The 26772-nt window shown below is 56.8% G+C and carries 21 protein-coding genes; 3 read left to right on the top strand and 18 right to left on the bottom strand.

Translation table 11 applies throughout. The annotated features are described in order from the left end of the window. Window positions 1-93: 93 nt before the first annotated feature. Window positions 94-1881: an oligoendopeptidase F gene (gene pepF / locus BM235_RS01765; protein WP_090108814.1), complete on the top strand. Its 1788-nt coding sequence runs from the start codon at window positions 94-96 to the stop codon at window positions 1879-1881. Between the two features lie 77 nt (window positions 1882-1958). On the opposite strand, the gene BM235_RS01770 is transcribed toward pepF, so the two are convergent. The 6 genes from BM235_RS01770 to BM235_RS01795 form a co-directional block, all read right to left on the bottom strand. Beyond that, complete coding sequence (locus BM235_RS01770) at window positions 1959-2390, bottom strand: DoxX family protein (RefSeq protein WP_090108815.1); 432 nt, start codon at window positions 2388-2390, stop codon at window positions 1959-1961. A gap of 61 nt (window positions 2391-2451) precedes the next feature. Beyond that, window positions 2452-2850 carry a VOC family protein gene (locus BM235_RS01775; protein ID WP_090108816.1) on the bottom strand — a complete coding sequence of 133 codons (399 nt, stop codon included), beginning with the start codon at window positions 2848-2850 and terminating at the stop codon, window positions 2452-2454. A 161-nt stretch (window positions 2851-3011) separates the two neighbouring features. After that, the gene (locus BM235_RS01780; RefSeq protein WP_090108817.1) at window positions 3012-3806 is read right to left on the bottom strand and encodes an alpha/beta fold hydrolase; all 795 of its coding nucleotides are present in this window, start codon (window positions 3804-3806) and stop codon (window positions 3012-3014) included. A 293-nt stretch (window positions 3807-4099) separates the two neighbouring features. Further along, window positions 4100-9673 (bottom strand): Ig-like domain-containing protein, encoded by a 5574-nt coding sequence (locus tag BM235_RS01785; RefSeq protein WP_143106613.1) that lies wholly within the window; start codon window positions 9671-9673, stop codon window positions 4100-4102. A 297-nt stretch (window positions 9674-9970) separates the two neighbouring features. Beyond that, window positions 9971-13708, bottom strand: coding sequence for an NHL domain-containing protein (locus BM235_RS01790; protein ID WP_143106614.1), 3738 nt, complete (start codon window positions 13706-13708; stop codon window positions 9971-9973). Window positions 13709-14043: 335 nt separating this feature from the next. Beyond that, the gene (locus tag BM235_RS01795) at window positions 14044-14451 is read right to left on the bottom strand and encodes a GNAT family N-acetyltransferase (protein WP_090108820.1); all 408 of its coding nucleotides are present in this window, start codon (window positions 14449-14451) and stop codon (window positions 14044-14046) included. An 84-nt stretch (window positions 14452-14535) separates the two neighbouring features. Between BM235_RS01795 and BM235_RS01800 the strand changes: the two genes are divergently transcribed. Continuing rightward, window positions 14536-15237, top strand: a complete 702-nt coding sequence (locus BM235_RS01800) for an HAD family hydrolase (protein WP_090108821.1) — start codon at window positions 14536-14538, stop codon at window positions 15235-15237. 15 nt (window positions 15238-15252) lie between these two features. Here BM235_RS01800 and BM235_RS01805 read toward each other — a convergent pair whose 3' ends face one another. From BM235_RS01805 to BM235_RS01825, 5 genes are all read right to left on the bottom strand, one after another. Next, window positions 15253-16047 (bottom strand): TatD family hydrolase, encoded by a 795-nt coding sequence (locus tag BM235_RS01805; RefSeq protein ID WP_090108822.1) that lies wholly within the window; start codon window positions 16045-16047, stop codon window positions 15253-15255. Then, on the bottom strand, window positions 16040-16615 hold the full coding sequence (locus tag BM235_RS01810; protein WP_090108823.1) for an RNA 2'-phosphotransferase: 576 nt from the start codon (window positions 16613-16615) through the stop codon (window positions 16040-16042). Before BM235_RS01810 ends, BM235_RS01805 begins: the two co-directional genes overlap by 8 nt. 244 nt (window positions 16616-16859) lie before the next feature. Next, complete coding sequence (spoIIP, locus tag BM235_RS01815; protein WP_158543654.1) at window positions 16860-18104, bottom strand: stage II sporulation protein P; 1245 nt, start codon at window positions 18102-18104, stop codon at window positions 16860-16862. Between the two features lie 493 nt (window positions 18105-18597). Continuing rightward, window positions 18598-19161: a YdeI/OmpD-associated family protein gene (locus tag BM235_RS01820; RefSeq protein WP_090108825.1), complete on the bottom strand. Its 564-nt coding sequence runs from the start codon at window positions 19159-19161 to the stop codon at window positions 18598-18600. Continuing rightward, window positions 19151-19618, bottom strand: a complete 468-nt coding sequence (locus BM235_RS01825; RefSeq protein ID WP_090108826.1) for a VOC family protein — start codon at window positions 19616-19618, stop codon at window positions 19151-19153. The genes BM235_RS01820 and BM235_RS01825 overlap by 11 nt, the downstream gene beginning before the upstream one ends. An 89-nt stretch (window positions 19619-19707) precedes the next feature. Between BM235_RS01825 and BM235_RS01830 the strand changes: the two genes are divergently transcribed. Next, window positions 19708-20619, top strand: coding sequence for a helix-turn-helix transcriptional regulator (locus tag BM235_RS01830; RefSeq protein WP_090108827.1), 912 nt, complete (start codon window positions 19708-19710; stop codon window positions 20617-20619). A gap of 43 nt (window positions 20620-20662) precedes the next feature. Here the strand turns inward: BM235_RS01830 and BM235_RS01835 are convergent, their stop codons facing one another. The 7 genes from BM235_RS01835 to BM235_RS01865 all read right to left on the bottom strand — a co-directional run bounded on the left by BM235_RS01835 (window position 20663) and on the right by BM235_RS01865 (window position 26771). Further along, on the bottom strand, window positions 20663-21937 hold the full coding sequence (locus tag BM235_RS01835; RefSeq protein ID WP_090108828.1) for a carbohydrate-binding domain-containing protein: 1275 nt from the start codon (window positions 21935-21937) through the stop codon (window positions 20663-20665). A 218-nt stretch (window positions 21938-22155) separates the two neighbouring features. Then, a complete protein-coding gene (locus tag BM235_RS01840; RefSeq protein ID WP_090108829.1) occupies window positions 22156-22548 on the bottom strand; it encodes a winged helix-turn-helix transcriptional regulator in 393 nt (130 codons plus the stop codon). A 134-nt stretch (window positions 22549-22682) separates the two neighbouring features. Then, window positions 22683-23240 carry a 6-phospho-3-hexuloisomerase gene (hxlB, locus tag BM235_RS01845; RefSeq protein WP_090108830.1) on the bottom strand — a complete coding sequence of 186 codons (558 nt, stop codon included), beginning with the start codon at window positions 23238-23240 and terminating at the stop codon, window positions 22683-22685. Between the two features lie 4 nt (window positions 23241-23244). Then, the gene (hxlA, locus tag BM235_RS01850) at window positions 23245-23877 is read right to left on the bottom strand and encodes a 3-hexulose-6-phosphate synthase (RefSeq protein WP_090108831.1); all 633 of its coding nucleotides are present in this window, start codon (window positions 23875-23877) and stop codon (window positions 23245-23247) included. 303 nt (window positions 23878-24180) lie between these two features. After that, a complete protein-coding gene (locus tag BM235_RS01855; protein ID WP_369803449.1) occupies window positions 24181-24852 on the bottom strand; it encodes an ankyrin repeat domain-containing protein in 672 nt (223 codons plus the stop codon). Window positions 24853-25015: 163 nt separating this feature from the next. Beyond that, window positions 25016-25450 (bottom strand): HEAT repeat domain-containing protein, encoded by a 435-nt coding sequence (locus tag BM235_RS01860; protein WP_090108832.1) that lies wholly within the window; start codon window positions 25448-25450, stop codon window positions 25016-25018. A 190-nt stretch (window positions 25451-25640) separates the two neighbouring features. Then, window positions 25641-26771, bottom strand: coding sequence for a beta-galactosidase (locus BM235_RS01865; protein ID WP_090108833.1), 1131 nt, complete (start codon window positions 26769-26771; stop codon window positions 25641-25643). Window position 26772: the final 1 nt, after the last annotated feature.

A 26772-nucleotide genomic window follows, 5' to 3' on the forward strand; every position in this document is an offset into this window, starting at 1 on the left:
AGACGAAAAACTTCGTTCGCGCGGACGGAAGTTCGTTTACAATCAAGGTAGCATGTGGAAATGGATTCAAAACAAGGGGGGACGAAGGTGCGGATGACGAGGGAGTCGGCTCCGGAGGAGCTGACGTGGAATCTGGCGGACTTGTATGCGGATCAAGCGGCTTGGGAAGCGGCACTGGCCGAGGTCGAGGGAATGCTGCCTGACCTGCAAGCCTATCGCGGGAAGCTAGGGGAAGGGGCGCTTACGGTTGCCGAATGTCTGCAAGCCCAGGAAACGCTGCACGTTAAGCTCGTGCGGGTTTCCACGTACGCAAGGCTTCAGCAGGCGCAGGACGGGACGAATTCGGAATTTCAAGCGAATTCCGCGCGCGTGGGGGATTTGATCTCCACCGTAAATTCCGGGCTGGCGTTTATTCGCTCGGAGCTGCTGCGCATGCCGGACGGCCTGCTGGAGCGCTTTCTGGAGGAGGAGCCGGCGCTTGGCGTGTATCGCAAAAGCTTGCTGGACCTCCTTCGAACGAAGCCCTACGCGTTATCCCCGGATACCGAGGCGGCGATCGCGGCGCTCGGCGAGGTTCTCGGTTCGCCGTACACGGTCTATCAGAGGAGCAAGCTGTCGGATATGACGTTCGCCCCAGTTAAGGACGGCGCCGGAGCGGAGAAGCCCGTATCGTTCGCCTTGTTCGAGGCGGACTATGAGGAGTCGCCGGACACCGTGCTTCGCCGGGCGGCGTTCGAATCGTTTACGCAGACGCTGACGGCTTACCGGCATACGATCGCGGCGGCTTATGCGACGGAAGTGAAGAAGCAGACGGTGTTGTCCCGGCTGCGGGGGTATCCCTCGGTCACCCATATGCTCTTGGAGCCGCAAGAGGTCGAGCAGGAGATTTACGAAAACGTCCTTCATACTATCCGAATCGAGCTTGCGCCGGCGATGCGCCGGTTTGCCAAGCTGAAGGAGCGCGTCCTCGGGCTGGACCGCATCCGATTTTCCGATCTGAAGGCGCCCCTCGATCCCGGCTTCAGTCCCCCCGTCACCATCGAGGAAGCCGGACGCCTCCTGAAGGACGCCCTCGCCGTGATGGGCACGGAATATTCGGACATCATCCATTCGGCGCTTACGGAGCGGTGGGTCGATTATGCGGACAATATCGGCAAATCGACGGGGGCGTTCTGCTCCAGCCCTTACGGCGCGCATTCCTACGTTTTGCTGACTTGGACGAACACGATGCGGAGCGCCTTCTTCCTTGCGCATGAGCTAGGACACGCGGGGCATTTCATGCTGGCGGCGCGGACGCAGCGGTACGTGAATGCCCGGTCTTCGATGTTCTTCATCGAGGCGCCGTCGACCTTAAACGAGCTGCTGCTGGCTCGCCACATCGTCAGGCAATCCGAGGACCCGCGTCTGAAACGATGGGTGCTGCTGCAGCTCATGAATACCTACTACCATAACTTCGTGACCCACCTGCTGGAAGCGGACATGCAGCGCCGGGTATACGAAGCGGCCGAGCTCGGCACGCCGCTGACCGCGGCCAAGCTGACCGCCTTGAAGGAAGCGGTGCTGCGGGAGTTCTGGGGCGACGCCGTGGAGCTGGACCCGGGCGCGGGTCTGACCTGGATGCGGCAGCCTCACTACTATATGGGTCTGTACCCGTATACGTACGCAGCGGGTCTGACGGTGTCTACGCAGGTCGCGGCGATGATCGAAGCGGAAGGCCAGCCGGCCGTGGACCGCTGGCTGCGCGTCCTCAAGGCGGGCGGCACGCGCTCGCCGTTGGAACTGACGCAGCTTGCCGGCGTCGACATGAGCGGCCCCGCGGCGATCCGGTCCGCGGTCGGACACGTGAGCTCCATCGTGGAGGAGCTGGAGCGGATGTTTTGAGCTTGTCCGTGGTGAAATGCGCAACAAATAGCCCTCGCCTGTTGGCGAGGGCTTGTCGACTATATCTTCCTAGCGCGTCACGCGCCGCTTGTCAGCAGCCTGCGCAGCCGCTCGTCCCGCAGCCAGAGCGCGCCCCAGACGAAGACGGCCACGTAGACCGGGAAGAGCGCGTTTGAGAAAAGCGGCGCGTCGATTCGAACTTGCGCCGCCACTGCGCCGCCCAGGTACCCCGTCAGCAGCAGCGCGCCCAGGAAGGAGGTGCGAGGCACGATGTACAGCAAGGTGGCCAGCAAGCTAAGGACGCCCATGATCGCCATATGGCTCTCGGCGAATCCGAGCTCGCGCGTCGCCTCGACGACCGGCGCCGGCCCGACGAGCTTGCCGATCCCGTCGAATAGCATGAACAAAATTACGATGCCGCCCAAAGTCCGCGCCGTCCAGCGCCTCGCGCTCGAGATATTCGCCCGATGCGCGGTTGCCTGCAAATTCATTTCCCGTTCGATGATCATGATTAAATCGCCCTCTCGATGTTGATATATTCGAATCTAACGAGGCCCCGAGGCTCTTCGCTTATTGCTTCACGATCTGCCAATGGATCCCGTACTTGTCCTCGACTTCTCCATGGTGGCCGCCCCATGGCTGCAGCCCGAACGGGAACTTGATCGTCCCGCCGTCCGCCAGGTTCGCGTACGCCGCGCGCGCCTCGTCTTCGCCCGAGAAAGAAAGCGCCAGGGTGACGGCGCGTCTGCCGCTCGGCACCGCGACGTAAGCGTCGGCCAGGAACAATACGTTCCCTCCCGCCACCTCGAGCGCCAGATGCATCACCTTGTCCTGCATGTCGGCCGGCGTGCCCGGCATCTGGCCGAGCGTCATGACGGAAAGAACCTGCCCGCCAAGCGCTTCCGCGTAAAAACTCGCCTGCGCTCTTGCATCCTCTGAGTGAATATAAGCGTTCAATTGTGCTTTCATGTCCAACATCCCTTTCGAATATGGTGGGTTTGGCTGCTTCTATATAGGCAACGAACGGCTGACGACGGAATCGACAGACCGGCGAATATTTTTTATAAAAAAAACCGCCCGAGAAATTTCGGGCGGTTCGCGCTAGGGATGAGTGAGCTACTTGCGCCGAATTATCGGAAGAAATCCGCCAGTACGGGCGCCAGCGCGGCGGGCTTGACGATGTGCGTCTGGCCGGGCAGCGTCCGATGCTGCGCATTCGGGAGCGCCTCGGCGAGCGCCTCCATGCCATGGCGCATCCAGGCCGGGCTCTTGCCGCCGACCGCGACCAGCGTAGGCGTCCGGACGGTCGACCACCGGTCGAGCGGCTCCTTGCGGCCCTGCTGCCCTTCGATCGTCAGCCGCGTATCGTACGGTAGCGTATGCGCGACCGCCTTGAGCTTGGCCCAGGCCGGCATCAGCGGCATCATTGCCACGATCGGCGCGGGCAAGCCGACGCCTTTTCGCATGAAAAGCTTGATCGCGGCGCCGCGCCTATCCTCCCGGATCAGCGCCTCCATCGCGCGCTCGTAGTCGCCCGTCACGGGCTCGCGGCTGTCGTCCGTCACGAACGGCGCCTCGTACAAAGCCAGCTTCCGGATCGACGGCAGTCGCATCGCCGCATCGAGCGCCAACGCGGCGCCCGAGGAGATGCCGTACACATACGCGGATCCGCCCGCTTCCTCGATCAACGCTTCGATATCCTCGACCTCGCGCTCCGTCGCATAAGGCGCACGGTCGCCGCTCTCGCCGCGGCCTCTGCGGTCGTACGTGTACACGGTAAAATGCGGCTTCAGCAGCGCGGCCAACGCGCCGTTCGGACCGTTCGTCCGGCTGCACAGCGCGCCGTCAACTAATATAAGCGGCATCCCTTCGCCGATCCGATCGAATCCGATCTTCGTGCCGTCCTTCGAAATGACTGTTTTCATAGCGTCCCCCCGATTGATATTGACCTCTATGAAGACGACGATCGGCCGAGGCGGCAATCGACAGCTCGGTCGTCATTTTAGAAAAACTTCGACGTTCGGGAGATGGAACCCTGCCTGCCGCCGCGCAAGTCGCCGGACATAGCCTCAACTATTGATCCACTTGCATACTTCAGACGCCAATCCCCCGCAAACGCGCCAACTATTGATCTTCATGCATACTCCAAGCGGTTTTTCTAAAAAAAACGAGCTCGCATCCGTAGATGCGAGCTCGCTTCGAATTCCCCATTCCTGCGTTAAGCTTCAAATACGACCGCAGTCGAGACTGCCGTATCCTGCGTAAGCGAACGGATCGTGCCGCCGAAGGTCATCGCGAACGTATAATTGCCGGGCAGCAGCTTCCTGCGGGCCTCGCCGCCGGCATCCGTCGTGCCGAAGGTTCGCCAGCCGCCAGCGTAGAAGCTAGCCTCGCCGCCTGCGATCGGATTGCCTTCGCCGTCCTCGAGTCGGACCGCGACGTCGGTCGTCTGGAAGACGACGTTCGCGTCCGTCCCGACGTCCTGCTGCTTGCTCAGATTCGAGCCTTCGTACAGCACGTTGAACGTATAGTTCACGGGCAGCAGCTCCTTGGTCGCTTCGCCTCCGTTCAGGACGCCGAACGTGTGCCAGCCGTTCATGTAGTAGCTGGCTTCGCCCCCGTCCAGCGGCTGGCCCTCGCTGTCTTCGAGCCGCACCTTGACGCTCTTGGTCTGGAAGACGACGATCGGGTCGCTGCCGACATCGTGAATTTTGTTCTGATAGGCGCCTTCGTACGACAGATTGAACGAATAGTTGCCCGGCAGCAGCTCCTTGCGGGCCTCACCGCCGCTCGTCGCGCCGAATGTCCGCCAGCCGTCCGCATAATAGCTGATCTGGCCGCTGCTTTCGAGCGGGCTGCCCGCGCTGTCTTTCAACTGTACCTTAACGAGCTTCGTCTGGAAGACGACGTTCGCGTTATCCCCCGTGTTCTGCGCCTTCTGGCTGCGCGTGCCTTCGTAGGAGATCGAGAAGGTATAGTTTTTGTCAGGCAGGGACTTGCTGACCGAGCCGGAGGCGCCGGTGACGCCGAAGTCCTTCCAGCCGCCGTCATAGTAAGACACGGCGGCGCCGCTAAGAGGCAGGCCCGCGCTGTCCTTCAGCGAGACCTTGACGGTGTCGGGGGCTTCTTCGATAGCGGTAGGCCGGTAGAAATACACCTCTCTCACGCTGAAGAAGGCGCCAAAGACATTGTTTCTATTGTTGCCTTTCCCGATCAGGCGAATATAACGCGCCTGTACGTCATCAAAAGTGTACGTCTCCACGCCCGGCGTCACGCTATCGCTTTGTCCGGTATATACGTTGGTCCAGTGAACCTTGTCGGTGGAGACGGCAAGGTCGAACAGCAGATGCCTGCCCACGCCGTTGTACCAAAGGATGCCCGCTTCGTTCACCGTCTTGACCTCGTTCAGATCGAACTGAACGTACGGATAGCCCTGCGGGTATTCGATATACTCGGGTTTGACGCTGTCCGACCAATAGGTGATCGGATCCTCGTCATAGGCATTCACCGGTTCCAATGAAGGAGGCGAAGTGCCGTTGGTCGTTATGCCGTAAATCTGCAGCAGCCTCGATGGATGAATATGCACCGTGTAGGTCCGCTCGGTTCCGTCACCGGCAGTGACATGCAGCTCGGCCGTGCCAGGGATGGCTCCGTCGTAGTCCACCTCGACGGACGCGGCGGCCGATCGCGGCAAATAGGTGATGACCGGCGTCGGTTTGTTGCTCATATAGTCTACGTCATACGTGAGCGTATCGGCTGAAAAGCCGGTCACGGCCTTGCCGCCCACCGAGATGGAAGCAAGTCCGGCATCGCTCTCGTCGGCGCCGGTGCCCGAGCCTTCGACCTCTGTCACCGCCCCCGTCGCCAGATCCAGCTCGACGGCGATGCCGTCGGTCTCGAACGTCCATTTGTCTCCGTCCCGGACAAGCGTCACGTTCGGTACGACCGTATTTTTCTTGCTCCAGCTGAATGCGACCGCATTTTGCAGGGAAGTCTTGTCATTGCCCAGCACGCGGAATGCCACGCGGTCGTTGGATGAGACCAGATTCGTGTAGGGGACCGCATCCGCCCTCAGCTCCGCCGCTTCCGGCGTCAAATCCTTGAATCTCAATTCGCTCTTGGTGCTGGAGATCGAATATTCGCCGGCGGATATGAGGTTCACCGCTTGCTGCTCCGGGAAAAACCGTAATTCCAGATCCTTCTGCGACGAAGTGGCAATGTCGTCCACGACGATCAGTACGTCCGGCTTCAAATAAATCAGATGACGATTGAATTTCGTCAATCCGACGCTTGCCGGATACGTCTTCGCAGCATCGCCCAGCATATAGTCGAACTTCTCGTTCGATATCGCATGGCGAATATAAGCGTTCGCTTTAGCATCCTTGGCCGGTTGAGATTGGAAAAAGTCGTTACCTTCCCCGATCTGCCCGACGCCGTCTACCAGCAGCGTGTTATGATTGGATGTCCGCTTGTGGGCATATCCGTCATCCCTGATCAGATATTCGCCATTGGCGTAGATCAGAAAATGGTTGGCATCCGGATGCTGATGGCCGCCTCCGAAATAGCCCTTCATCTCCATGTCCTTGTGCCCCATCGAAGGACCGGACTTGAAGGCGACGATACTCTCGTCCCCCGTCCAGCCGGAACGCGAGATGACCAATCCGAGATTGTCGAAATGGTGCATGGTCGGCAGTTCGCTCGTCGGCGTCGCGGTAACGGTCGGATCGTAATACAGGATGCCGAGCCATCTTGAGCCGCCGTTATATGCCTTTTTGCTGCGGATCCGCTCTGCCATCGACTGGGCCAATCCGTCCTTGTGCTCGCTTGCCATCACGCGCATCAGATGATCGGGCCCGGATAGATGATAGTCCGAGGTGTCCGCAATGTTGAGGAAGCTGCTGTTAAACGTCCAATAGTCTGCGCTCAGCATGGAATACGCCACATATTCGCTGCTGTTTTCGTAAAATTCGCTTTGCAGCATGTCCCAGCCCACGATCTTCCGGGCCAGCTTGGCGAACTTGATGTCCACATCCATGGTAAGTTCCCAATAACCAAGCCCCTCGTAGCTTGCGCCATCGTCCGGCGCCCAGGCATCGAAGGCCGCGAACGCGTCGATGCTGTATTTAAACCAGTCGACCGCCTCCGGCTCCTCGTCGTAGATCGCCAAGGCGGCGGCGGCCAGGCCGGTCACCAGGACATGATAATAGTTGTGCCCCGGCGTGGTGGACCACCAGACTTGAGCCGTCTGTCCGTTGTACGGCTGGCCGGTCGCTTTGCTGTAAATCTCTTTTCCATGCGCCTTCAACGCGTTTCGAATCGTCGATTTCTGCTCGACCGAGAGCTCGTCATACAGCCAGTCGTATACGGCGGCAAGCGCAAACAGCTGGTTGCCCGCTGCCAAGCCGGCATTCGTAGAAGCAGGATCAGTCGTGGGACCGATTCCCCAGAAAGGATATCCCGCAGATGCGATAGCGTAATCGATGGCTGCATTTTTGTACTTGGTCTTGTCAGCAACGGTCCCGGCCATGAGATAGGCAAATGCAAAGTTCACGGTCTTGTCCGAAGCCTGGCCTTGCCAACCCATTTCATCTGCGCCTTTATCATTGAGATTGACATGGTATGCCGGCACGGCCTCCAAGACCTGACTGTCTACGGTTTGTTTGAACTCACTCCATAGATCGGCATGCGTGCCTCCGGGCTGAATGGCCGTCTTCAATGCGTTGATCTGGTCCTGGTCCAGTATGAGACGGGCATGGATGCCGGCAAACGCCTGAAGCGCCGCAGCCGCGCTCTGCACTTGGATCGTCACGGTCGAGACGGCGGAATGTCCGGCCGCATCGACGACGCCCACCCTAAATGCATCCTCGCCGGAAAAACCGCCGGCCGGCTTATAGGTCCAAGACCCGTTGGACGATACCGTCGCGTTGCCATGCCCGGCGGGCAAGAGCAGCGAATACGTCAGCGCGCCGTTGTTCGTGTCGGTGGCCGCGACCTGTCCGCTGACGGGCACGCCGATCTTCGTCTCTTCGGTATAATCCGGCACGGCGATGTTGGTGCCGGCGCCAACCTGAACCACGCTGTGCTGCGTATAACCGCCATCGTCCGTTCGAACGGTGATGAGCGCCAAGCCGTTGCCGACCGCGGACACTTTGCCCAAAGCGCTCACGGTGGCCACCGCTTCGTTCGATGAGGACCAGGTTACCTTCTTGTTGTTCGCGTTCGCCGGAGACACCGTGGCGTGCATCTGCAAGGTGCCCCCGACTGCTAAAGATACCGAATCTGTATCCAGCGCGACTCCGGTCACGGCGTTCCATTCCTGCAGGACGACGCCGTCGAACCAGGCCGCGCCAGCGTTGCCGGCAGCCCCAATGTAGCTATTGGCTACGACGACGATCGCAGCCTTGTCGGCCGCAGTCGGACCGTCCGTCGCCTTGACGATGACTTCCGTCAAATGCCATTCGCCGTTCGAGCCGCCGGCCGGCACGTTGTAAAAGGCTGTTCCATTGGTATAGATCGGCGCATTGCTAGCGTTGCGGAAAGCATACTCCAGTCCCGCATTCGCATTCGTAGCCTCGTTGGTTCGGGTCCATTGCGACAGCTTGTACGTGCGACCGGGCACGACGGCCGCCGACTGGTACGCCGACATTTTTACGCCGGCGTCCGCGGTTAACTTCAACGAATAATCGCCGTCATGGTGCACGTCGCTCACTCTGGCAGCGCCGTATTGGCCGCCTGTCGGCTGAAGGTATCCCCAAGTTGCCGGCCGCCCGTTTGCGCCCAGCGATTCGAAGGAGCCGTTAACGAGCAGATTCACGACCGGCTGTTCCGGAACGGCTTCGACCGATATGTTCGCCTGAGCGACGAATCCGCTCGGCTGCAGACGGCATCCGGCCGGCGTCTGGATCGAACAGCTCGAACTCGTATAACCGCGGTCCTCAGTCGTCACTGTGATCGTCGCTGTTCCAGAGCCGACTGCCGTCACCTTGCCCTGGCTATCCACGGTCGCTACCGCCGGATTCGAGGACGCCCACGACGTATTCGGATTGCTGGCGTTCGCGGGCGCTACTGTCGCGGTCAGCTGCAGCTCGTCGCCGACCGTCATGTCCGCCTCGCTCTTGTTCAGCGCGACGCCGGTCGCCGCCGTCCATGCGGGATCCCATTCCTGAACGATGACGTCATCGAACCAGGCCGCGCCTGCGTTGCCTGCGGTCCCCGTGTACGCATTGGCTATGGTTAACTTAGACGCCTTGTCGGCCGAAGTCGGACCGTCCGGCGCCTTCAGGATGACCTCCGTCAGGCTCCATTCGCCGCCTTGACCGCTAGCGAACTCATTGTAAAAGGCCCTTGAATTCGTATAGATAAGCGCATTGCCGGCGTTGCGGAATACGTACTCCAGCTCAGATTTCGCATTCGTGGCATCATTCGTTTTGGTCCACACCGACAGCTTGTACGTTTTGCCGGCTACGACGGCAACGGTTTGGTACGCCGACATCCGCACGCCGGCATCCGCCGTTATTTTCAAAGAATACGCGCCGTCGTGGTGTACGTCGCTGTCTCTGACCGCGCCGTATTGACCGGGGCCCGTCGGTTGCAAATACCCCCAGGTTGCCGGACGCGAGTTTGCTCCCAACGTTTCGAATGAACCGTTAACGAGCAGATTCGGCCCCGCCGCACTCGCCGGTGCCGGGTGTACCAGCGTCAATGCGCCTCCCATCGCCAATAAGCTCATTACCATGCTGACGATGAGGGCAAACGACAAGCCTTTCTTCAGCCTCGCTTTTACTTTAGCCATTTCGAAAGCCCCTTCCTGTTTGAAAAAGAGCAAATGAATGCAGTCGCTTTCATAACGCAAGGAACCAATCGGAGAATTTGCTCAAATCTTGTCCTCCAATACGATTGGAATTCGCTTGAAGCAGCACGCGGAGCCTCCTTTCCCGATGTCTCCGCCTCAAGGGCTTTTCACTATTATCTAGCGGTCCAATTCGAAATCATAGGGGAGCCGTTTGACATTCGGGAAGCATTTTTTTGACTTTTGCGACGTAGAAAAAGGCCAACCAGAGATCCCTGGTTGGCCTGATCTAACGCTTATTTAGGAGATGAGTTCCGAGTTCCGCAGCAGCCGGCGAATCAGCGCCGCGACCTCGGATCTGGTCACGGGCGACTGCGGCGCGAGCAACGACGCGCTTCTCCCGTTGACCAGTCCGGCGCGCAGACTGTCGATCATCCGGTCGTGCGCCCAAGACGATACTTTGGTCGCATCGCGATATCCCGAGAGCAGCGCTTCGCCCTCTGCGGGCGTCTTCGCGGCCTCCAGGCCGGTGAGTTCGATCGCTCTGCCGACGATCGCGATGGCTTCTTCCCTCGTGATCTTCGCCTGAGGCCGGAACGTGCCGTCTTCGTAACCGACGATCAGTCCGCGGCCGGCTGCCGCGTTCACTTCGCCCGCGAACCAGTCCGCCGCGCCGACGTCCCGGAACTGCGAATCCCCCGTCACCGGACGAAGTCCCAATCCCCGGGCGATCATCGCGGCGAACTCCGCGCGCGTAATGTCCCGCTTCGGTTGAAACAGGCCCTTCTCGTCTCCGAAGACGATCATCCTCGATCCCATGTCGTTGCCCTCCGGCAGCGCCCAATATCCGGCCAGATCGGCGAACGTACGAGGATGACGAACGACGGCATTCGTGCCGTCCGCCAGACTGCGGGCAACGACGTAAGTGACGCCGTCGATCGATTCGAGCTTGGTCGGGACGTGCCTGGCGGTCCCGTCGGATGCCAAGACCAAGGATGTCGTCACCTGTGCCGGATCGATCGAATCCGGGAGCGCGAGGCCTTGCTGCACGTAATGGTCGTAGCCGGGTGCCGCTGCCTGCTTGTCGCCGAACACGGCGCGCACGGCATAGCTGAACGGAGACGCGAGGATCGTAAATTCTTCGCCCGACGCCGCTCGCCGGGCTAGATCCGCCTGCTCCGCCGTCGCTTTGGCGATCTCGATCTGCACGCGGGTGCCTTCTGACGTCGAAGCGGCGCCTAGCGAAGCCGTCAATGAAGCGGTGCCGATCTCCGGCACGGAAAGCGTGTAGAACGCCTTAGGCGTGCGAAGCGTCAGCGTGGCGTTCTTCTCCTCCAGCGTCTTCGCCATCCCGGCGCTGAGATCCGCGATGGCCGCGTCCGGATCGCCGCATATCGAAATCACGACGATGGGGCGATCCCCCGCATCGGCGATGCGCTGCGCGAGACGCTGCTCATTTACCTTTGCGACCACTACTGTGCGCCCGTCCTTTACGGTCTGCCGGCTTGCGCAATCCTGCTCCGCCTTGCCGTTCACGATCACCTGCACGCAGCAGATGCCAGGCGGGGTCGGGGTCGGCGTGGAAGGGGCGGGACCGCCCGCAGACACCGTTACCGCAGCCGCTTGGCTCGCCGCGTATGCTTTGCTCGCGCCGGTCAAATCGTTGTTCGTGTTCACTGCCACGGCGTAATAGTACTTCGTCCCGACGGCACCGGTCGGCGGCGTATACGTATCGCCCGTCGCGCCCGCGATCGGCGTTCCGCCGCTATTGCTGTCCGTCCCATTGCTGTACCACTGGTAGCCGAGCGTACCCGCATCGCTAATCGTGGCCTTGGCGCTCAGCGTGACGCCGTCGCCGACGTTCGCGCCGGTGTCCGCAGGGTCCTGAGTGATGGCCGGGGCGGCGGCCGATTCGAGCTCGACGTATCGCAGCCGACCGCCCGGCGCGGCTGGTGGAGAGACGTAAGTGGACAGGTAAAGACGATCTGTGCCCAAAGCAACGGCGTAAGGCATGCTTAATTTTGCGAGGTCCGACATGCCGCCGTCGCCGGAATTGCCAGCGGTTCCGTCGCCCGCCACGTTGATCAGAATGCCATCCGGCGTAATCTTGCGAATGCGATGGTCCGTCGAATCCGTGAAGTAAACGTCGCCTATGGCGTTCACGGCGATGCCCGTCGGGCCGCCAAGATCTGCGTCTACGGCAGCGCCGCCGGGGCTGGCATCGCCGGAGAGTCCGGTGCCGCCGATCGTACGGATATTGCCGTTCGTATCGATCTTTCTGATGCGGAGATTGCCTAAATCCGCGAAGTATACATTGCCGGCCGCATCCGCCGCCACGCCGACAGGCGATTTCAATCGGGCAGCGGCCGCAGAGCCGCCGTCACCAGCGAACCCCGCCGTTCCGTCTCCCGCCACGGTACTGACGATTCCGTCCGTGCCGATTTTTCGAATGACATGGTTGGTCAGCTCCGACACGAATAGATTCCCTTGGGGATCGAGCGCAACCCCGATAGGAGCATTCATCGCGGCTGCGGTCGCGGGTCCACCGTCACCCGAATAGCCTTGAGTCCCGTTCCCCGCTATCGTGGAGATAACGCCGTTCGCATCGATCTTGCGGATGCGTTGATTCCCGCTGTCCGCAATATACAGGTTGCCGGCCGCATCCAGCGCAATGCCGGTCGGAGACGTCAACTGAGCGGCAGCAGCCGGTCCACCGTCTCCGAAGAATCCCGCGACATCCGTGCCTGCGATGGTCGTGACGATACCCGCGGCGTCGATCCTTCGAATCCGATTGTTTTCGGTATCGGCGTAGAATAGATTGCCGGAGGTATCCATCGCCATGGCGTACACGTTGCCGAGCTGCGCGGTCGACGCCAATCGCCCGTCGCCCGAATACGACGTCGTGCCATTGCCCGCGACGGTGGAGAGGATGCCTGAGTTATCCACCATTCTGAGCCGGTTGTCGGTTGCCGTGAAATAGACGTCCCCGGCGCTAGTCTGAATATCTATCGGCGTGTCGAAGCCGGCATCGGTTGCTGCCCCGCCATCCCCCGGAACCGAGACCCCTCCCCCGGCGAAAGTGGTGATATTTCCGGTTATATCTACCTTGCGAATTCGCTTGTTAGTCGAGTCGGCGATGTAAACGTTGCCGTCGGAATCCGTCGCGACGCCGAGCGGTCGGTAAAGTTTGGCGAACTTGGCGTCTCCCCCGTCGCCCGCGTATCCAGACGAGCTGTCTCCTGCGAATGTACTCATCATGTCAACGGAGCCGATTCTCTTAACCTTCCATACCTTGTGGTCGGATACAGTCGCAATGTACACATTGCCGCTAGCGTCTACCGCCACATCGGAGGGATACTGTAGGATAATATCGGTAGCCGGCGCGTTGTCTAACGCGACTGCGATGTTCCCGACGCCCGCATATGTACTGATATCCCCGGCGGTGTCCACCTTCCGGACCCTGAGATTCTGACTATCGGCGATGTACAGATTACCTGAGGCGTCGAACGCCAGTCCCTTCGGTTTGTTCAATTCGGCGTCCCCGGCTGGCCCGCCGTCGCCGTCAAATCCTGCGGCGCCGGTGCCGACCACCGTGGTGATGATCCCCGTCGCGGCATCAATCTTTCGCACCCGATTATTTTCAATTTCGGAGATGTACAGATCCCCGCTTGCGTTCAGCGCGAGTCCGTACGCAATGCCAACCCGTGCTTCCTTAGCCGGGCCTCCGTCGCCAGAATAGCCGTCTACTCCATTCCCCGCGTAGACGACCTCCTGCTGCGTCGACCGGTCGATACGCCGGATGACATGATAGAAGAGATCAGACAGGTAAATATAATCGTGGTTCATCGCCATAGCCGTCACATTCTGAGCGACATCTGTCGCTTGTCCTACGCCGTAGCTCCCGGCGACGAATCCGATCGGCGCCTTGGCCGCCGACGCAGTGCCGGAGCCAAGTCCCTCCGCTGCTCCAACTAAAATCATGAAGGCCATCAGGCATTTAAAGATGTCTCCCAGGCTGCTCTTTCTGCGTTGCTTCACCAATTCGTCTTTCTCCTCTCGCGCCGTCGATCAACTTCCAAGTCGACTTCATTCGCCATAAATTTACATATTTCTCTCCCTATTATAAACACTGCCGGGTTGACCGGACATCCATCTTTTGGCGGATAAAAAAAGCAGACTCGGACGAAGTCGAAGAAGCATACGCAGCATTTTCCGGTTATTTCGGCTTCGCAGACCTTACCTTCAGCACCGTTATCCGTTTTTTCGGCTATCTCGTCTACCTTATTAACAGCATGGCTTACTCGGAACGAACCATCTAACCGTTGAACATCGCTTGTAAGTACAGCGCTTCCCCCGCTTGCGATTCGGTTATTTTACAAGATTTTCGAAAATAAAATCTCTAAAGGCTCCTGCTCTAGCAGCAGGCATCCCGCATCCCGATATCCGGAATTTCTATAGAAATGCTGCGCCTCTTCGTTAGACAAGGTGGATGTCATCACGACTTTAAAGCCTTTTTGCTTCATGTCCTCTTCCCAGAATCGCACGGCCTTCCTCCCTAATCCCTTACTGCGATAGGGTTCGTCGATCCATATCATATTCATAAACGGCGTGTTATCCCAAAAATAGCCGTAACGCATCCAGCCTATAACGACGTGGTCGTCGGTTGTAAAAATATATATTTCTTTTTGACTGATTTTTTGCGCAATTAAGCTTTCTAACAAATGACGATCATGCTTCTTGATGTAGTCGTAGTCCGATTCAGTCGCATAAATAATTCTCAAACGGTCCCCTCCTAACGAACGGTTCATATGTATAATCATACTATGTATCTAAAAATCTTAGCATCGCCTTCCGGGAGGTAGCACGTGAGCTACAAAGCGATTCTCTTTGATCTCGACAATACGCTGTTAAACTACTCGATGAGCGAACTCAAATCCATGCAAAACACAGTAGAAAAGCACGGACTCATCCATAAAGAAGCATTTTCGTGGGACGCTTTTTGGGCGCTTTTCAGCGACATCAACTTCCGTTATTGGAATGAGCGCCTCATATCCAACTATACGATTCATCAAGTATTAGAATATTCGTTCCGGGATACGCTCGAAGGACTTGCATTAGATCATTCGGAAGCGAGCATTCTCTCTGCGTTATACTGGAAAACCTTTTGTCTCGCTTGCGACTTCGAGGAGCATGCCATGGAGACCCTGACATACTTGCATGGCAGGCACAAGCTGGCCATCATCTCCAACGGCATCGGCGAAGCCCAAAGAAGCAGGCTCGCCGCGGGCGGGATGAATCACTTTTTCGACGCCCTGATTATCTCGGATGAAGTCGGCTACTGGAAGCCCGATAAGAAAATATTCGACGAAGCGCTTAAGCAATTAAGCATAGACCGTAGCGAGGCTTTGTTCGTTGGCGATTCGTTGCGGGACGACTACCATGGCGCGATCAATGCCGGCATCGATTTTTGCTACTACAATCGACAGGGTCAACCGATCGATGCGGATGTTCGCCCGAAGTATGTCATTAATAGTTTGATGAATGTGGCTAGCTTACTGGGGAATTAAGGGAAGACCGGCGCTTTATTGCAAACCAAAAAACGCCCGCGCCGTCTCCGTCGTCGCCTTCGCCACTTCCTCGGCCGGCCTGCCGATGCATTTGGCTACGGCTTGCAAAATGTGCTGTAGGAACGCAGGCTCATTCCTGCCCTCCGCCGGCTTCTCCTTCAGATCCCGAGGCGTCAGGAAAGGGGCGTCCGTCTCCACCATGAGTCGATCGAGCGGAATGTTCCGAACGAGATCGCGCAGCGGCTTGCCCCTTCGCTCGTCGCAGATCCAGCCCGTAATGCCGATATGGAAGCCCATATCGAGGTATGCTTTAAGCTCTGCGTACGTCCCCGTAAAGCAATGAACGACTGCTTTAGGCGCTCCATGCTCCTTCAGCATCGATACGAAATCCTGATGCGCCTCCCGCTCGTGCAAAAATAGCGGCATGTCCAACTCCATCGCCAGTTTGATCTGTTCGCCGAACCATCTGCGCTGCACGTCCCGCGGCGAGAAATCCCGATTGTAATCCAGCCCGCATTCTCCGATCGCGACGACTTCCGGCTGAGTGGCCAACGACTTCAGTTTTTGAATCGTTTCTTGGCTGCAGCTCTTCGCATCATGGGGATGCACGCCCGCCGTCGCATACAGCTTACCCGGATATTGTCGGGCGTAGCGCGCAGCTTCTTGGCTGCTCCTAAGGCTGGTCCCGGTAATAACGAGCGGCGCCACGCCGGCGGAGGTTGCCTTTTCCACGACCGTCTCCCGGTCCTGGTTAAACGAACGGTGCATCAGATTTACGCCAATATCGATGATTGGATCGGAATTATTCATCTCTTCTCCCCTCCAGTGCGTCCCATACTGAGCAGCACGATGGCGGTACCCGGTCAGCTAGCCACACCTCGTTGCCTGCATAATAAAATGAAATGCCCAGCTCCCGCGCGACGGCCGTGTTCACGCGTAGAATAACAAGCTCTCCCCTTCGGCTTCCTGCGATCGTCGCAAAGTGAGTGCCTTCCGAGAGATGGACATACTGACGGCTCATAGGGCTTAACCCCTCTGCGAGAATGGAGGGGAGCGCCTTCGTATTCGTGCCGTGATACAGAATCTCCGGCGGATCGCCAGGCGTATATTGAACTTTATCATGACTGTGTCCGTATCTAGCCCGTATACGTTCCTGTTCGATGATAAATCGCTGTTTATCGGAATTACGCACGACTTGCTCGAGATCTTCCCGCGTCACCCACGACCAGCTTGGCTGAGCTTGAATGGCTTCTATCAAGGAATTCAGCGGACATGAACCGTCTTCCGGATCGAGCGCCACGCCAAACATCTCGGGACTGTGCCGCAAAATCTTGGTCATCAATTTGCTCAGGTTTTTCTCCGATTGCTGATTCAACATAGTTATCCTTTCCTGTGCTACATCATGACATCGTATGATTTGATATGATATGGCGTTGTGGTCCGTATAGCTTAGACGGTAAATTTTGGAACAAAGTTGCGTTTGCGCATTTAATCGGCTAGCGCTTTTGCAACGATCTTGCGTTTCTACGCACATACTCGCCGACGCTCAACAAAAAATAGCCATGAAAAACCTCCCAATGAGGTTCTTCATGGCTCGCTTTCGTTAACAAACCGTCTATCGATCAGCTCAGCCTCATCGCCCCGACATAAGCGGCGAATATATCGGCAAACGCATCGGCCGTATTCAGCGCCTCCTGCAAGGTGTTGTTGGCGCCGCCGAACTCGAGCAGCATGCTGTTAGGCGACAGCGATTGGTTGTATTCGCCGTCTCCATGCGCCTTGTCCTTCATCAGCACGCCCCGCGACAGGCCGGGATACTTCTTTTCAAGCCGTTCATGCAGCGCTTCCGCGAACCGCTGGTTGGCCTTGTAGTCGCCATTCCCCATGCCGATGACGAACAGGATCCGGGCATATGTCTTGCCGCCCACCGTCACCGTCGTCTGCTTGCGCGGCACGTCGCCGTCCCGGTGAATATCGAAGAAATAGCCGAGCGACGCATTCTCCTTCATCGCCGTCTGCACGATCTTGCGGGATTCGGTATACGACTGCGAAAAGCTCAGGTTCTTTTCCGCAAGACGCTCCGTAATATCGTCATCCGCCGTGAAGGCCGAGACGCCTCTCTTCTGCAGCGCGGTTCCCAGTCGATCGCCCACCAACGTGATGTTGACCTTAGGGTCGTCGATGGACGAGCCTTTGGTCTGCGTCGCGACGTTCTTCCAAGATTCCCGGTTGTGCGTATGGTAAATATAAACCTGCCGGCCGCTCGTCGCCGTCACCGTCTTCGTTCCGGAAGTGCCTGTGCCGCCCGTCGATACGACCCATGCAGCCACGTAGGCTGTCCCCTTCGTACCGCGAGAGATTCGATACCAGTCCCCTACCTTAGCGAGAATGGGGTACGTCTCTCCCGGCTGCGCCTTGCCGACGATCTCGTCCTCGGTGCTCGGACCTTTGCGCAAATTCGTCACGTCCGTGATCTTCACGACCGCAGGCTCGTTACTCGTCTTGACGACCGCCGGGATGACGTTTCCGGTCGTTCCTCCGGTCGTCTGCTTGATATAATCGGCGAATACCCAGCCCGTCTGCTTGTCCGACAGTTGAATTTTCAGCCACTCGCCCTGCTTGTCCAGCACCTCGTAGCTGCCGCTTTTGCCGATCATCTGGATGACCGACGCAGTCAGCTTCGGCGACGTCCGTACGTTCAGACGGTCGACGGTGCTCTGGGCATACGTTTTGCTCGCCTTCACGTCAGCCGTTTTCACCGCGGCGCCGCTCTTCGACTGGGAGGAAGCCGCCTGTGCAATAGACGGTCCGGTCGTACCGAGCAGCAGACATGCGCTGATTACCGCGCTTCCGATCGCATAACGCAATAAGTCCGCCCCTTTCATATTAAAAAAATAGGAAGATGACTCATCCGGCTTCTCGACCAACACGAATTCGACATCAATCTCCGATTTCCTGCTTGGATCGCTAAATTCCGTCGTATAAACGGCAAAAAGACCAGCCGGATTTTCCGGCTGACCTGCTCTAGCGATTATCGAACCTCTTTTCGTTAGCAAAATCCCTTTGAAAGGTAAAGGTCGAGACTGCCTAAATTAAAAGCGAGATTTCGGCGCCAAGCGTGGCAAGAGACGCTCCACAGCGTCTCTTGGCGGGAATCCGGCGTCAAGCGTGGCGAAGAGACGCTCCAAAGCGTCTCTTGGCGGGAATTCGGCGCCAGGCGTGGCGAAGAGACGCTCCAAAGCGTCTCTTGGCGGGAATTCGGCGCCAGGCGTGGCGAGGAGACGCTGCACAGCGTCTCTTGGCGCCAAACAGGGTACCAGTTGACGAACGGTCCCCATTTGAGGCCGTACCACTCGAGCTCTATAACAGCCGCCCGCCGTCGTGCCACTGACCGTACAACTTGTTTTGCCTGGTGCATTGAATAAACTTCTCTAGTCTCTTGTTGAATAAATCGACATCCTTTTTATAGCTTTGAATGGTGTCGATTCGGACGGTTCGGTACAAAACCGGGAACTTGGAGAAATTCTCGTACGCCGTCTCATCCTCTCTTAGCCGTTGCTCGATGAGCGGATCTATCCTGAACGAGTCCGGACGCATATCCGGAAGAACGCGCCTGCCCTCCTCCGTCATCAGCCCCAGTCTCTCAAGACGGCGAACCCGCGCTTTATTCAGTTCGGTCCATGCGCTTTTTCGGCTCCTAGGGGATAGTCTCTGCGCGAGCGCCGTCTCGGAGATTTTCTTTCTCGTGCCGTCGATCCACCCAAAGCATAAGGCCTGCTCGACGACGTCCAGATAGAGCAAAGTACCCGCAGCCGGCTTCATGCTGACGATCGCCCAGCATTCTTTTTCGGTCCCGCCGTTTTCGCGGAGCCAGGCTCTTAAGTCTTCTTTGGTCGTTGCGGCCAGCAGATTTTTAATTTCCATTCATCGAGCGCACGCGATCCAGAAATTCATCGGCGTCGCTATTGAACTTCCAGACGATGCCGAACGGATCGACCAGCATCCCGAAGCAAGAAGACCACGGCGTATCGGATAGCGGCATGATCACGTGGCCGCCCGCCGATAGACGCTCGAAGTAACGTTCCAACGTCGGTTTGCTTTCATTGGCGATGCTGATGAGCACATTGTTGCCTATAACCGGCTCGCCGGCTCCTTGCTTCATCGCGGACAACAGGTCCGATATCATGATTTTCCCGCCTGCAAACGCGATCGACGACTCCATGACCATGTTTAATTCGTCTTCCGGCAAAGGATAATTGGGGTCCTGCGGGAGATCCCCGAACTTTACTTGCTTGACCTCGTCCGCGTCGAACGCCTTCGCATAAAAATCGATCGCTTCCGCCGCATTCCCGTCAAAATTCAAGTACGCAATGACCGCCATGAATAAAACCTCCTCTTTGTTATATCTGCAGCATACGCTATGATAGGTGACAGCATATTGTCATCTTTCTAAGCGAATGGGAGAAAAAGATGGAGAAAATCGAGCGGTTAATCGCGATCGTGATGATCCTGCTGCAAAAGGAAATCGTCGCAACGACGGAGTTTTCGCGGCTATTCAATGTCTTTAAACGAACCATTCTTCGCGATATGGAGACGCTCGGCTTGTCGAACATACCGATCTATTCGATTCATGGGGCGAATGGCGGCTACGGCATTATGAACGAATATAAGATCGATAAGCGCCTTTTGAACAGCGGCGACCTGGAAAACATATTAGCTGCCCTAGGCGGCTTGGAACAGATCTATTTGAGCCGGGAAGTCGAGGTCACGATTAAAAAAATAGAAGCCATGTTACACGCCGCACCCTTGAAAAGCGCCATTCAATTGTCCTTCTACGATTGGAACGGCCGCGGCGAGATTGCCGAGATCTTGAAGTCATGTCAAGAGGCGATCTTGCATAACAGGCAGTTGACCTTCGACTACATCGATAAAAACGGCATGCCGACCAAACGGACGGTCGAGCCCTATCAGCTTCACTTTAGCGAGATGAGCTGGTATCTGATCGGATACTGCTTGACGCGCTTGGAGTATCGAACGTTCAAGCTGTCCAGAACCGACAATCTGACGGTGGACAAGCATACGTTCGTGCCAAGAGATCACCCGGCGGACCGGGGATTCGCCGAAGATTATTCGCCGCGGCTCGTTCAAGTGAAGGCGCTGATCTCGCCTGCGATCAAGGATCATTTCATCGAAAGATACGGTCGCAAGAGCATCGAGCCCCACAGTGCCGAGTGGCTGTCGGCCACGGTCCCTATCCCTCAAAATCAATTCGGCTTCCGGCACTTAGCGAGCTTCGGGACGGAACTTCGAGTCATAGCGCCTCCTTCCTATGTGGAGGATTTTCGTCAGTATGTAGCGGACATCCTCAAAAATTATAGCTAAAAAAGAGAGGCTGTTCGCCTCTCTTCGTTCGGTGACTTTTATCTTACCGGCGCATACCGCCTCTACCGCCGCCTCCCATGCGCGATTGCGGCATCTCCGTGATTTTCTCGCCGTTGACCGTGACGTCTCCGCCGTTTAACTGTGCCGTGCCGTCCGCGTCGAACGATGAAGTCGGTGCCGTCACCTTGATCGTACCGCCGTTGACATACAGATCGCCGTTGGAATCGAACGCGTCCGTATCGCCGCTGCCCACGGTCACGTCCAGCGTGCCGCCGTTGACTTCGATCGCCACGTCGCCGTCGACCTTTTGCGCCGCATTGATGCCGTCGTCGTTCGCATACAGCGTGATCTGGCCGTCGTAGATCAGGATATAATTGGCTTCGATGCCTTCTTCGCTCTTCGTAATGCCGATCGTGCCGCCGTCGATTTGAACCAGGCTGGTGCCTTGGATCCCGTCGTCGGCTGCGGTGATATTGAGGGTGCCGCCTTTTATATAGATATATCCGAGCGTGGCATCATCGGCATTTTCGCTGTGCAGGGCATCCTTGCCCGCATCGATCGTCACGGTGCCATCGTTGATCAAGATCGAATCGTTGGCCTCCAGCGCATCCGCAGCCGATTGGACGTTATAGACGCCGCCGGTCACCTTCAGATCGTCCTTGGACGAGATGCCGTTCCCTTCCTTCGATACGATATCCAAGGTACCGGTCCCATTCAGCGTTAGATCCGATCGGGAAAAAATGACGGCATCCAGATTCGTTTCCCCATCCGCCGCATAAGTTCCGGTGACCTCCATATGATTCGTGCCTTCGGCAGAGGTCACGAATACTTTATCCGCCGCCTTCACATAGATGGCAGGCGCGTCTTCATTGGTGATGGTGACGCCATCCAGGACGAGCTGTACCTTGGCATCGTCGGGCGCCTCGACGATCACGGTCGCATCGGTCGCCTCGCCGCTCAGGACGTAGACGCCTTCGGCATCGATCGTTACGTCTTTGCCGCTTTGCAGCTTCACTTGCGCAGCCCCCGTCAGATCCGCCGTTTGCTCCAGATCCCGATCGCTGAACAGGGCCGATGCGTCCAGCTTGGTCGTTGCGGCTGCCGACGTTCCGCCGGATGCTGCTGTCGTGCTTGTCGTCGACGTCGAATCGGACTGCGTGCTCGTCGATTGCGTGCTTGCCGCCTGCGTGCTTGCTGCCGGCGTAGTGGCTGCGGCATTCCCGTTGCCGCTTTGCGCCTGGGAACATCCCGCAATGGTTGCGCTCAGCAGTACGGCCATCGTTACTGCGCTTAGGGTCTTCGCTTTTTTTGATTTCATTTTTCAACACTCCTCGAAGCTCGGTTGCGAGCATTTATGGATAAGACGGCGTCATCGCTTCATGTCTTACTTCAATCATGCGGGACGAGGCTTAAATCAACCTTAAACCTTTAACCTCGAAGCCCTAGATCGCGCAAAACAAAAATCCCCTCAAACGAATCGTTTGAGGGAATGCGGAATGCGTACAGACCTATTTAATTTTATGATGAGTACGATCATTAAACGTCGGCTGCAGCGGTCTCCGGGCCTGTCCGGCCGTCTTTCCAGATGACCTGTTCGCCGTAATTTTTGCCCCAATCGTACATCATCTTCAAGACAGGGATGAGACTTTCTCCATACGCCGTCAACGTATATTCGACCCGTGGCGGGACGACCGGATACACTTTGCGGAAAACCAGCTGATCCTCTTCCAGTTCGCGCAGCTGATTGGTCAGCATTTTCTGCGTGATATGGGGAATCAGCTTTTTCAGCTCGCTGAACCGTTTCGTGCCTTCCAGTCCCAGATGCCACAAAATAATTAACTTCCATTTGCCGCCGATCACCGCCAGCGTCAATTCCTTCTCGCAGTTGATCGTCGTCAAGTCGATTCGATCCTTGATCTCCGTCGCCATCGTTATCCCTCCTCTGGACAGTATACAATGAGGCCATATAAGAAGTAAAAGCTTATACTCCCCTTTTGGAAACTAAAGAACAGCCCTCGCCGCGAATGCGAGGACTGTCACTTCATTGCGCGGAGCAGAGTCCGCTATTCCAGGTTGGCATGCCTGCCGTACATCCGGCGGTTGTCCTGTCCCTGCTTTTCCATCATCCGGAGAATGACGGCGTCGTAAAAGATCAACAGCGTCTGTTCGAACAGCGAAGCCATCGGCTGAATCGTCGTATAGCTGCCGCTCGCTTGATCCTTGGGCGATCCCGGCAGCTTGACCACCGCGTCCGCCAGGCTTGCGATCGTCGACTCGGGCGCGATCGTGACGGCCGCTACGGATGCGCCGAGACTTTTCGCTTTTTGGGCCATCGGGATCAAGCTTTTGGTCTCCCCCGAGCCCGTCCCGATGATCAAGACATCGCCTTCGTCGATGCCAGGCGTGATCGTCTCCCCGACGACATAAGCGTTGGCCCCGGTATGCATCAGGCGCATGGCAAATGCCCGTCCCATCAGACCCGATCTTCCTGCGCCGGCAATGAAAACCTTTTTCGATTGCAAAATGAGGTTCGCCAGCTTCTCGGCTTCCGCATCGGCGATCTGTTCAGCGGACTGCTGGAGCTCCTTGACGATCTCGGCGACGTATTGGATCGCTTCCATGCGTTTAGGCCAAACTGACCAGTTTTTTCATTTCGGCCGCAGTGGCCTTCTTGTCATTCTGGCTGGTGATGCCTCCGCCGACAATGACCAGGTCCGGCTGGGCCTTGATCACTTCCGGCAGGGTGTCCAGCTTGATGCCGCCGGCGATGGCCGTTTTAGCTTGCTTGACGACGCGCTTGATCGCCGCAAGCTCCTCGAAGGAGTTTTTGCCTTCAGCCTGGTGGTCGTACCCGGAGTGAACGCAGATGTAATCCACGCCAAGCGCGTCGATCTCTTGGGCTCTGCCTTCAATGTCCTTCACGTTGATCATGTCCACCATGATTTTTTTGTTTTGCTTGCGGGCTTCCTCGACGGCGCCGCGAATCGTCGAATCGTCCGATACGCCCAGCACGGTGATGATATCCGCGCCCGCTTCGGATGCCTTCATGACCTCATAGCCGCCGGCGTCCATGATTTTCAAGTCGGCCAGTACGCGCAGCGACGGAAATGCTTCCTTGATTTCCTTGACCGCTCTCAGTCCTTCGTTGATAACGACCGGCGTGCCGATCTCCACGATATCTATATGATCCGCCACTTCCGCAACGACTTGCTTCGCTCCGGGAATATCTACAAGATCCAGCGCCAATTGAAGTTCCATGGAATGATCTCTCCTTCAAAATGTTGTCTTGTTCAGCTCTAGCCTATTGTAGAGTCAGCGTTTCATTTTCGTAAGTAGGCACTTTCGCGTGAGGGAGTTACCTGGAGGATACTATTACGGGACAAAAAAAGACGCTTGGGCAATCCAAGCGTCCCTCCGACCACTATGATAAAAGTTCTCCTCCCGGTCACGGTACCGTTCTCATACCGATAGCCGGTTTCCAGCCGCACATTCGTTAACCAGTAAGCAGGATCTGCCACTTCATCCTCCTCCTTTGCCGCAGCCGTTTGTCATTTAAAGGGGTCACGCCCCTGCTTTGATTAAAATGTCGGCAATTTCTTGATAGCCTCTTTGCCGCGCATGCCTCAAGGGGGTGATTCCCTCTCCATCGCCAATATTCACGTCGGCTCCATGGTCGACCAACAGCCGTACGATTTTTTGATGCTTGTCTCCGCCGTTGCCTAAAATGACCGCTTCCAACAATGCAGTCCAGTGCAGGTTATTGATATGGTTTACGTCGATGTCTGAACGGCTAAGCAGTTCTTCGACGACCTCAACATGTCCGCGTTCCGAAGCGGGAATCAGCGCGATTCCCCCGAACCGGTTCGTCAGCCTTGTATCGGCACCAGCGTCGATCGCGAGTTTGACGATATCTAGAAACCCCTCCGCCCCGGCATACAAGAGAACATTATTGAATTGGTTGTCGCGAATGTTGATGTCAGCGCCTTTTTGAATAAGAATCTTTACCATATCTGCTTTATTGTTATAGGTTGCTGCCATGACGGCCGTTCTTCCGCTTCTATCCGTTGCATTAATGTCAGCTCCGTCTTGAAGCAGCTTCAGCACGCGTTCAACCTCTCCTTTTTCTGCCGAAGCGATCAATTGCTCGTTCATTCCTTTCACCTTCTTCTCCTCAGAATGGGATTGACACCCAGCCATTAAGACAACCATTGCAATCAGCAAGAGACGCGCCAACGCTTGGCCTCCTTTGCCGTTCTTACACCCATGCTAACATGAAGATCATTAAACGAATAATATATAAAATATAAGTGTGCTATACGTTTTCCATAAGAGAGAGGCGCTTTAGACGAGAAATAAAAAATCCCCCCAAACCTGAGTTTGAGGGAACCCTAATTAATTACAACGAAGCCCAAACGGTTTCAAGCCACTTATCGAAGTCAGCGCCTCTTTCGCCTTCATAAGCATCGTAGACGTCGAGTCGCATCTTTTTTAGCTTCTCTTTAAATTCTTCGAAGGAATGACCTGCCGGCAAGCTTTTCTTAATTCGTACCAGGATTTTGGTAACGCCTTTTATTAAGTCGCCTGTTTTCCTCGATGGCAACTGAACGTCTTCGCCCAATTGCTTGAGCTTATGATACGCGGCCTCTTGAACTTGGTAGACCGTGTCGTTATTCAACCTGTGCTTGAGCACATCGATGGTTTTTGGCGTGTTCCACCGTCCTAGCTCCTCCACGGCGTTCAAACGTTCTCTCCAGCTGGACGTTCGATTCGCGGATACCTTTAATTCTTCATAATTCGGAGGCAATTCATTCTTCGCTTCATCTATGCTCAATCGAACCCATCCCGTCCATTGTGATGTTGCGCAAGTGGATACGCACCTTGATCTATATAGTATAGGCTTCGTTTCTAACAAGCAACATGGTGCGCCTTCCTCCACTCCATCTTCCGTCAAAAATGATAAGAGCGCCCCCATCCGGGACGCTCTCATGACCTGCATACATTCCTACACGACATTCCTACGATCAGTTGGTCTCCCGTAACCGAATCAGCTTGCCCGCGCCAGGCTCCAGACGGATCGACAAGGACGGCGCATGATCCAAGACAATGACGGATACGGCTTGATCATCGTGACTGAGGTTGACCACGAATAACGAATCGGGCTGCCCGTCGGCGGAGAAACAACCCGCGACGACCGGGTCTCCTTCCAGGGCGGTCACCGGGCCGAAGGACGGCAAGACGCGTTCGACGCCGTCCGGTACCTTTCCGCATACGAGAATGCCTTCCGGCCGCAAAGACTGCAGCACCGGACCCACGACGGCAAGCTCGTTATTTATTCGCTTTACCCTTTCGTACTGTTCGGTTCTGGATCCGTCCTTGCGGATGAGCGCTTCTCCGAAGGTCTCGTTATTCCAATCCTCGGGCGACCAATAGGTGAAGTATTGGATCCCCACCGCTCCGAAGGCAAGACTCAGATTGACCTGCCAACGAAGCTCTGCTTCATTCGGTTCCCTGTACTTGCCGTTGAACGACAACGTCTGAATGAAAAGCCAAAACGGCACGCCGTGCTGGCGGCAAGCTTCGCTAATCGACCATAAGTTCGCAAAGTAGTCCGGCTTGTTCTTATTCATAAGCAAAGGATAATGATCGTACGACAACACCTTCGGCTTAAACGTGCTGAGGAATTGCTCCAAATAGTCCGCGTACGTGTCCGTTCCCCACATCGGAGGCTTCGCGTATGTCGGCAGCAAATTAACGTAAGCCAGACCGTCTGGCACATGCGAGTAGTAGCGATCGGCAAGCGCGGCCAATCGTTCGAACTCTTCGGTGCCCGGCTCGTCGTAGAACAAATGCCCCAAATAGGCGGGATGCGCGGCATAAGGAGCGACGAGCGGACCCATTTCCGATAACTCGTCCAACGCCAGGTTTTTCACGCGCGGATCGCTGACCAGGTACATGAGGCCGTTCGCCTCGGCGCAATCGAGCGCCTTGAGCACCGCCTCCTCGCCATCCTCGATTTCCCTGAATCCGATCACGAAAGTAAATCCGCCGTCGCGTATTTCCTTGTATCGCTCGATCGAAATCTCGGATGACGGAGGCGGCACCCACATACCGACCGGAAAAGATTGCGCGCCAACAAATGAAGCCTTGCTCATG

The sequence above is a fragment of the Cohnella sp. OV330 genome (assembly GCF_900112065.1).
In the GTDB taxonomy this organism is placed as follows: domain Bacteria; phylum Bacillota; class Bacilli; order Paenibacillales; family Paenibacillaceae; genus Cohnella.

Excerpts from the sequence above, each read along its gene's own strand:
- BM235_RS01830 (WP_090108827.1), top strand. The coding sequence starts at position 19,708 with ATGGAGAAAATCGAGCGGTTAATCGCGATCGTGATGATCCTGCTGCAA.
- hxlB (WP_090108830.1), bottom strand. The coding sequence starts at position 23,240 with ATGGAAGCGATCCAATACGTCGCCGAGATCGTCAAGGAGCTCCAGCAG.
- BM235_RS01865 (WP_090108833.1), bottom strand. The coding sequence starts at position 26,771 with ATGAGCAAGGCTTCATTTGTTGGCGCGCAATCTTTTCCGGTCGGTATG.
- BM235_RS01770 (WP_090108815.1), bottom strand. The coding sequence starts at position 2,390 with ATGATCATCGAACGGGAAATGAATTTGCAGGCAACCGCGCATCGGGCG.
- BM235_RS01810 (WP_090108823.1), bottom strand. The coding sequence starts at position 16,615 with ATGTTGAATCAGCAATCGGAGAAAAACCTGAGCAAATTGATGACCAAG.
- BM235_RS01780 (WP_090108817.1), bottom strand. The coding sequence starts at position 3,806 with ATGAAAACAGTCATTTCGAAGGACGGCACGAAGATCGGATTCGATCGG.
- BM235_RS01775 (WP_090108816.1), bottom strand. The coding sequence starts at position 2,850 with ATGAAAGCACAATTGAACGCTTATATTCACTCAGAGGATGCAAGAGCG.
- BM235_RS01835 (WP_090108828.1), bottom strand. The coding sequence starts at position 21,937 with ATGAAATCAAAAAAAGCGAAGACCCTAAGCGCAGTAACGATGGCCGTA.
- BM235_RS01805 (WP_090108822.1), bottom strand. The coding sequence starts at position 16,047 with ATGAATAATTCCGATCCAATCATCGATATTGGCGTAAATCTGATGCAC.
- BM235_RS01820 (WP_090108825.1), bottom strand. The coding sequence starts at position 19,161 with ATGGAAATTAAAAATCTGCTGGCCGCAACGACCAAAGAAGACTTAAGA.
- BM235_RS01825 (WP_090108826.1), bottom strand. The coding sequence starts at position 19,618 with ATGGCGGTCATTGCGTACTTGAATTTTGACGGGAATGCGGCGGAAGCG.
- pepF (WP_090108814.1), top strand. The coding sequence starts at position 94 with ATGACGAGGGAGTCGGCTCCGGAGGAGCTGACGTGGAATCTGGCGGAC.
- hxlA (WP_090108831.1), bottom strand. The coding sequence starts at position 23,877 with ATGGAACTTCAATTGGCGCTGGATCTTGTAGATATTCCCGGAGCGAAG.
- BM235_RS01840 (WP_090108829.1), bottom strand. The coding sequence starts at position 22,548 with ATGGCGACGGAGATCAAGGATCGAATCGACTTGACGACGATCAACTGC.
- BM235_RS01785 (WP_143106613.1), bottom strand. The coding sequence starts at position 9,673 with ATGGCTAAAGTAAAAGCGAGGCTGAAGAAAGGCTTGTCGTTTGCCCTC.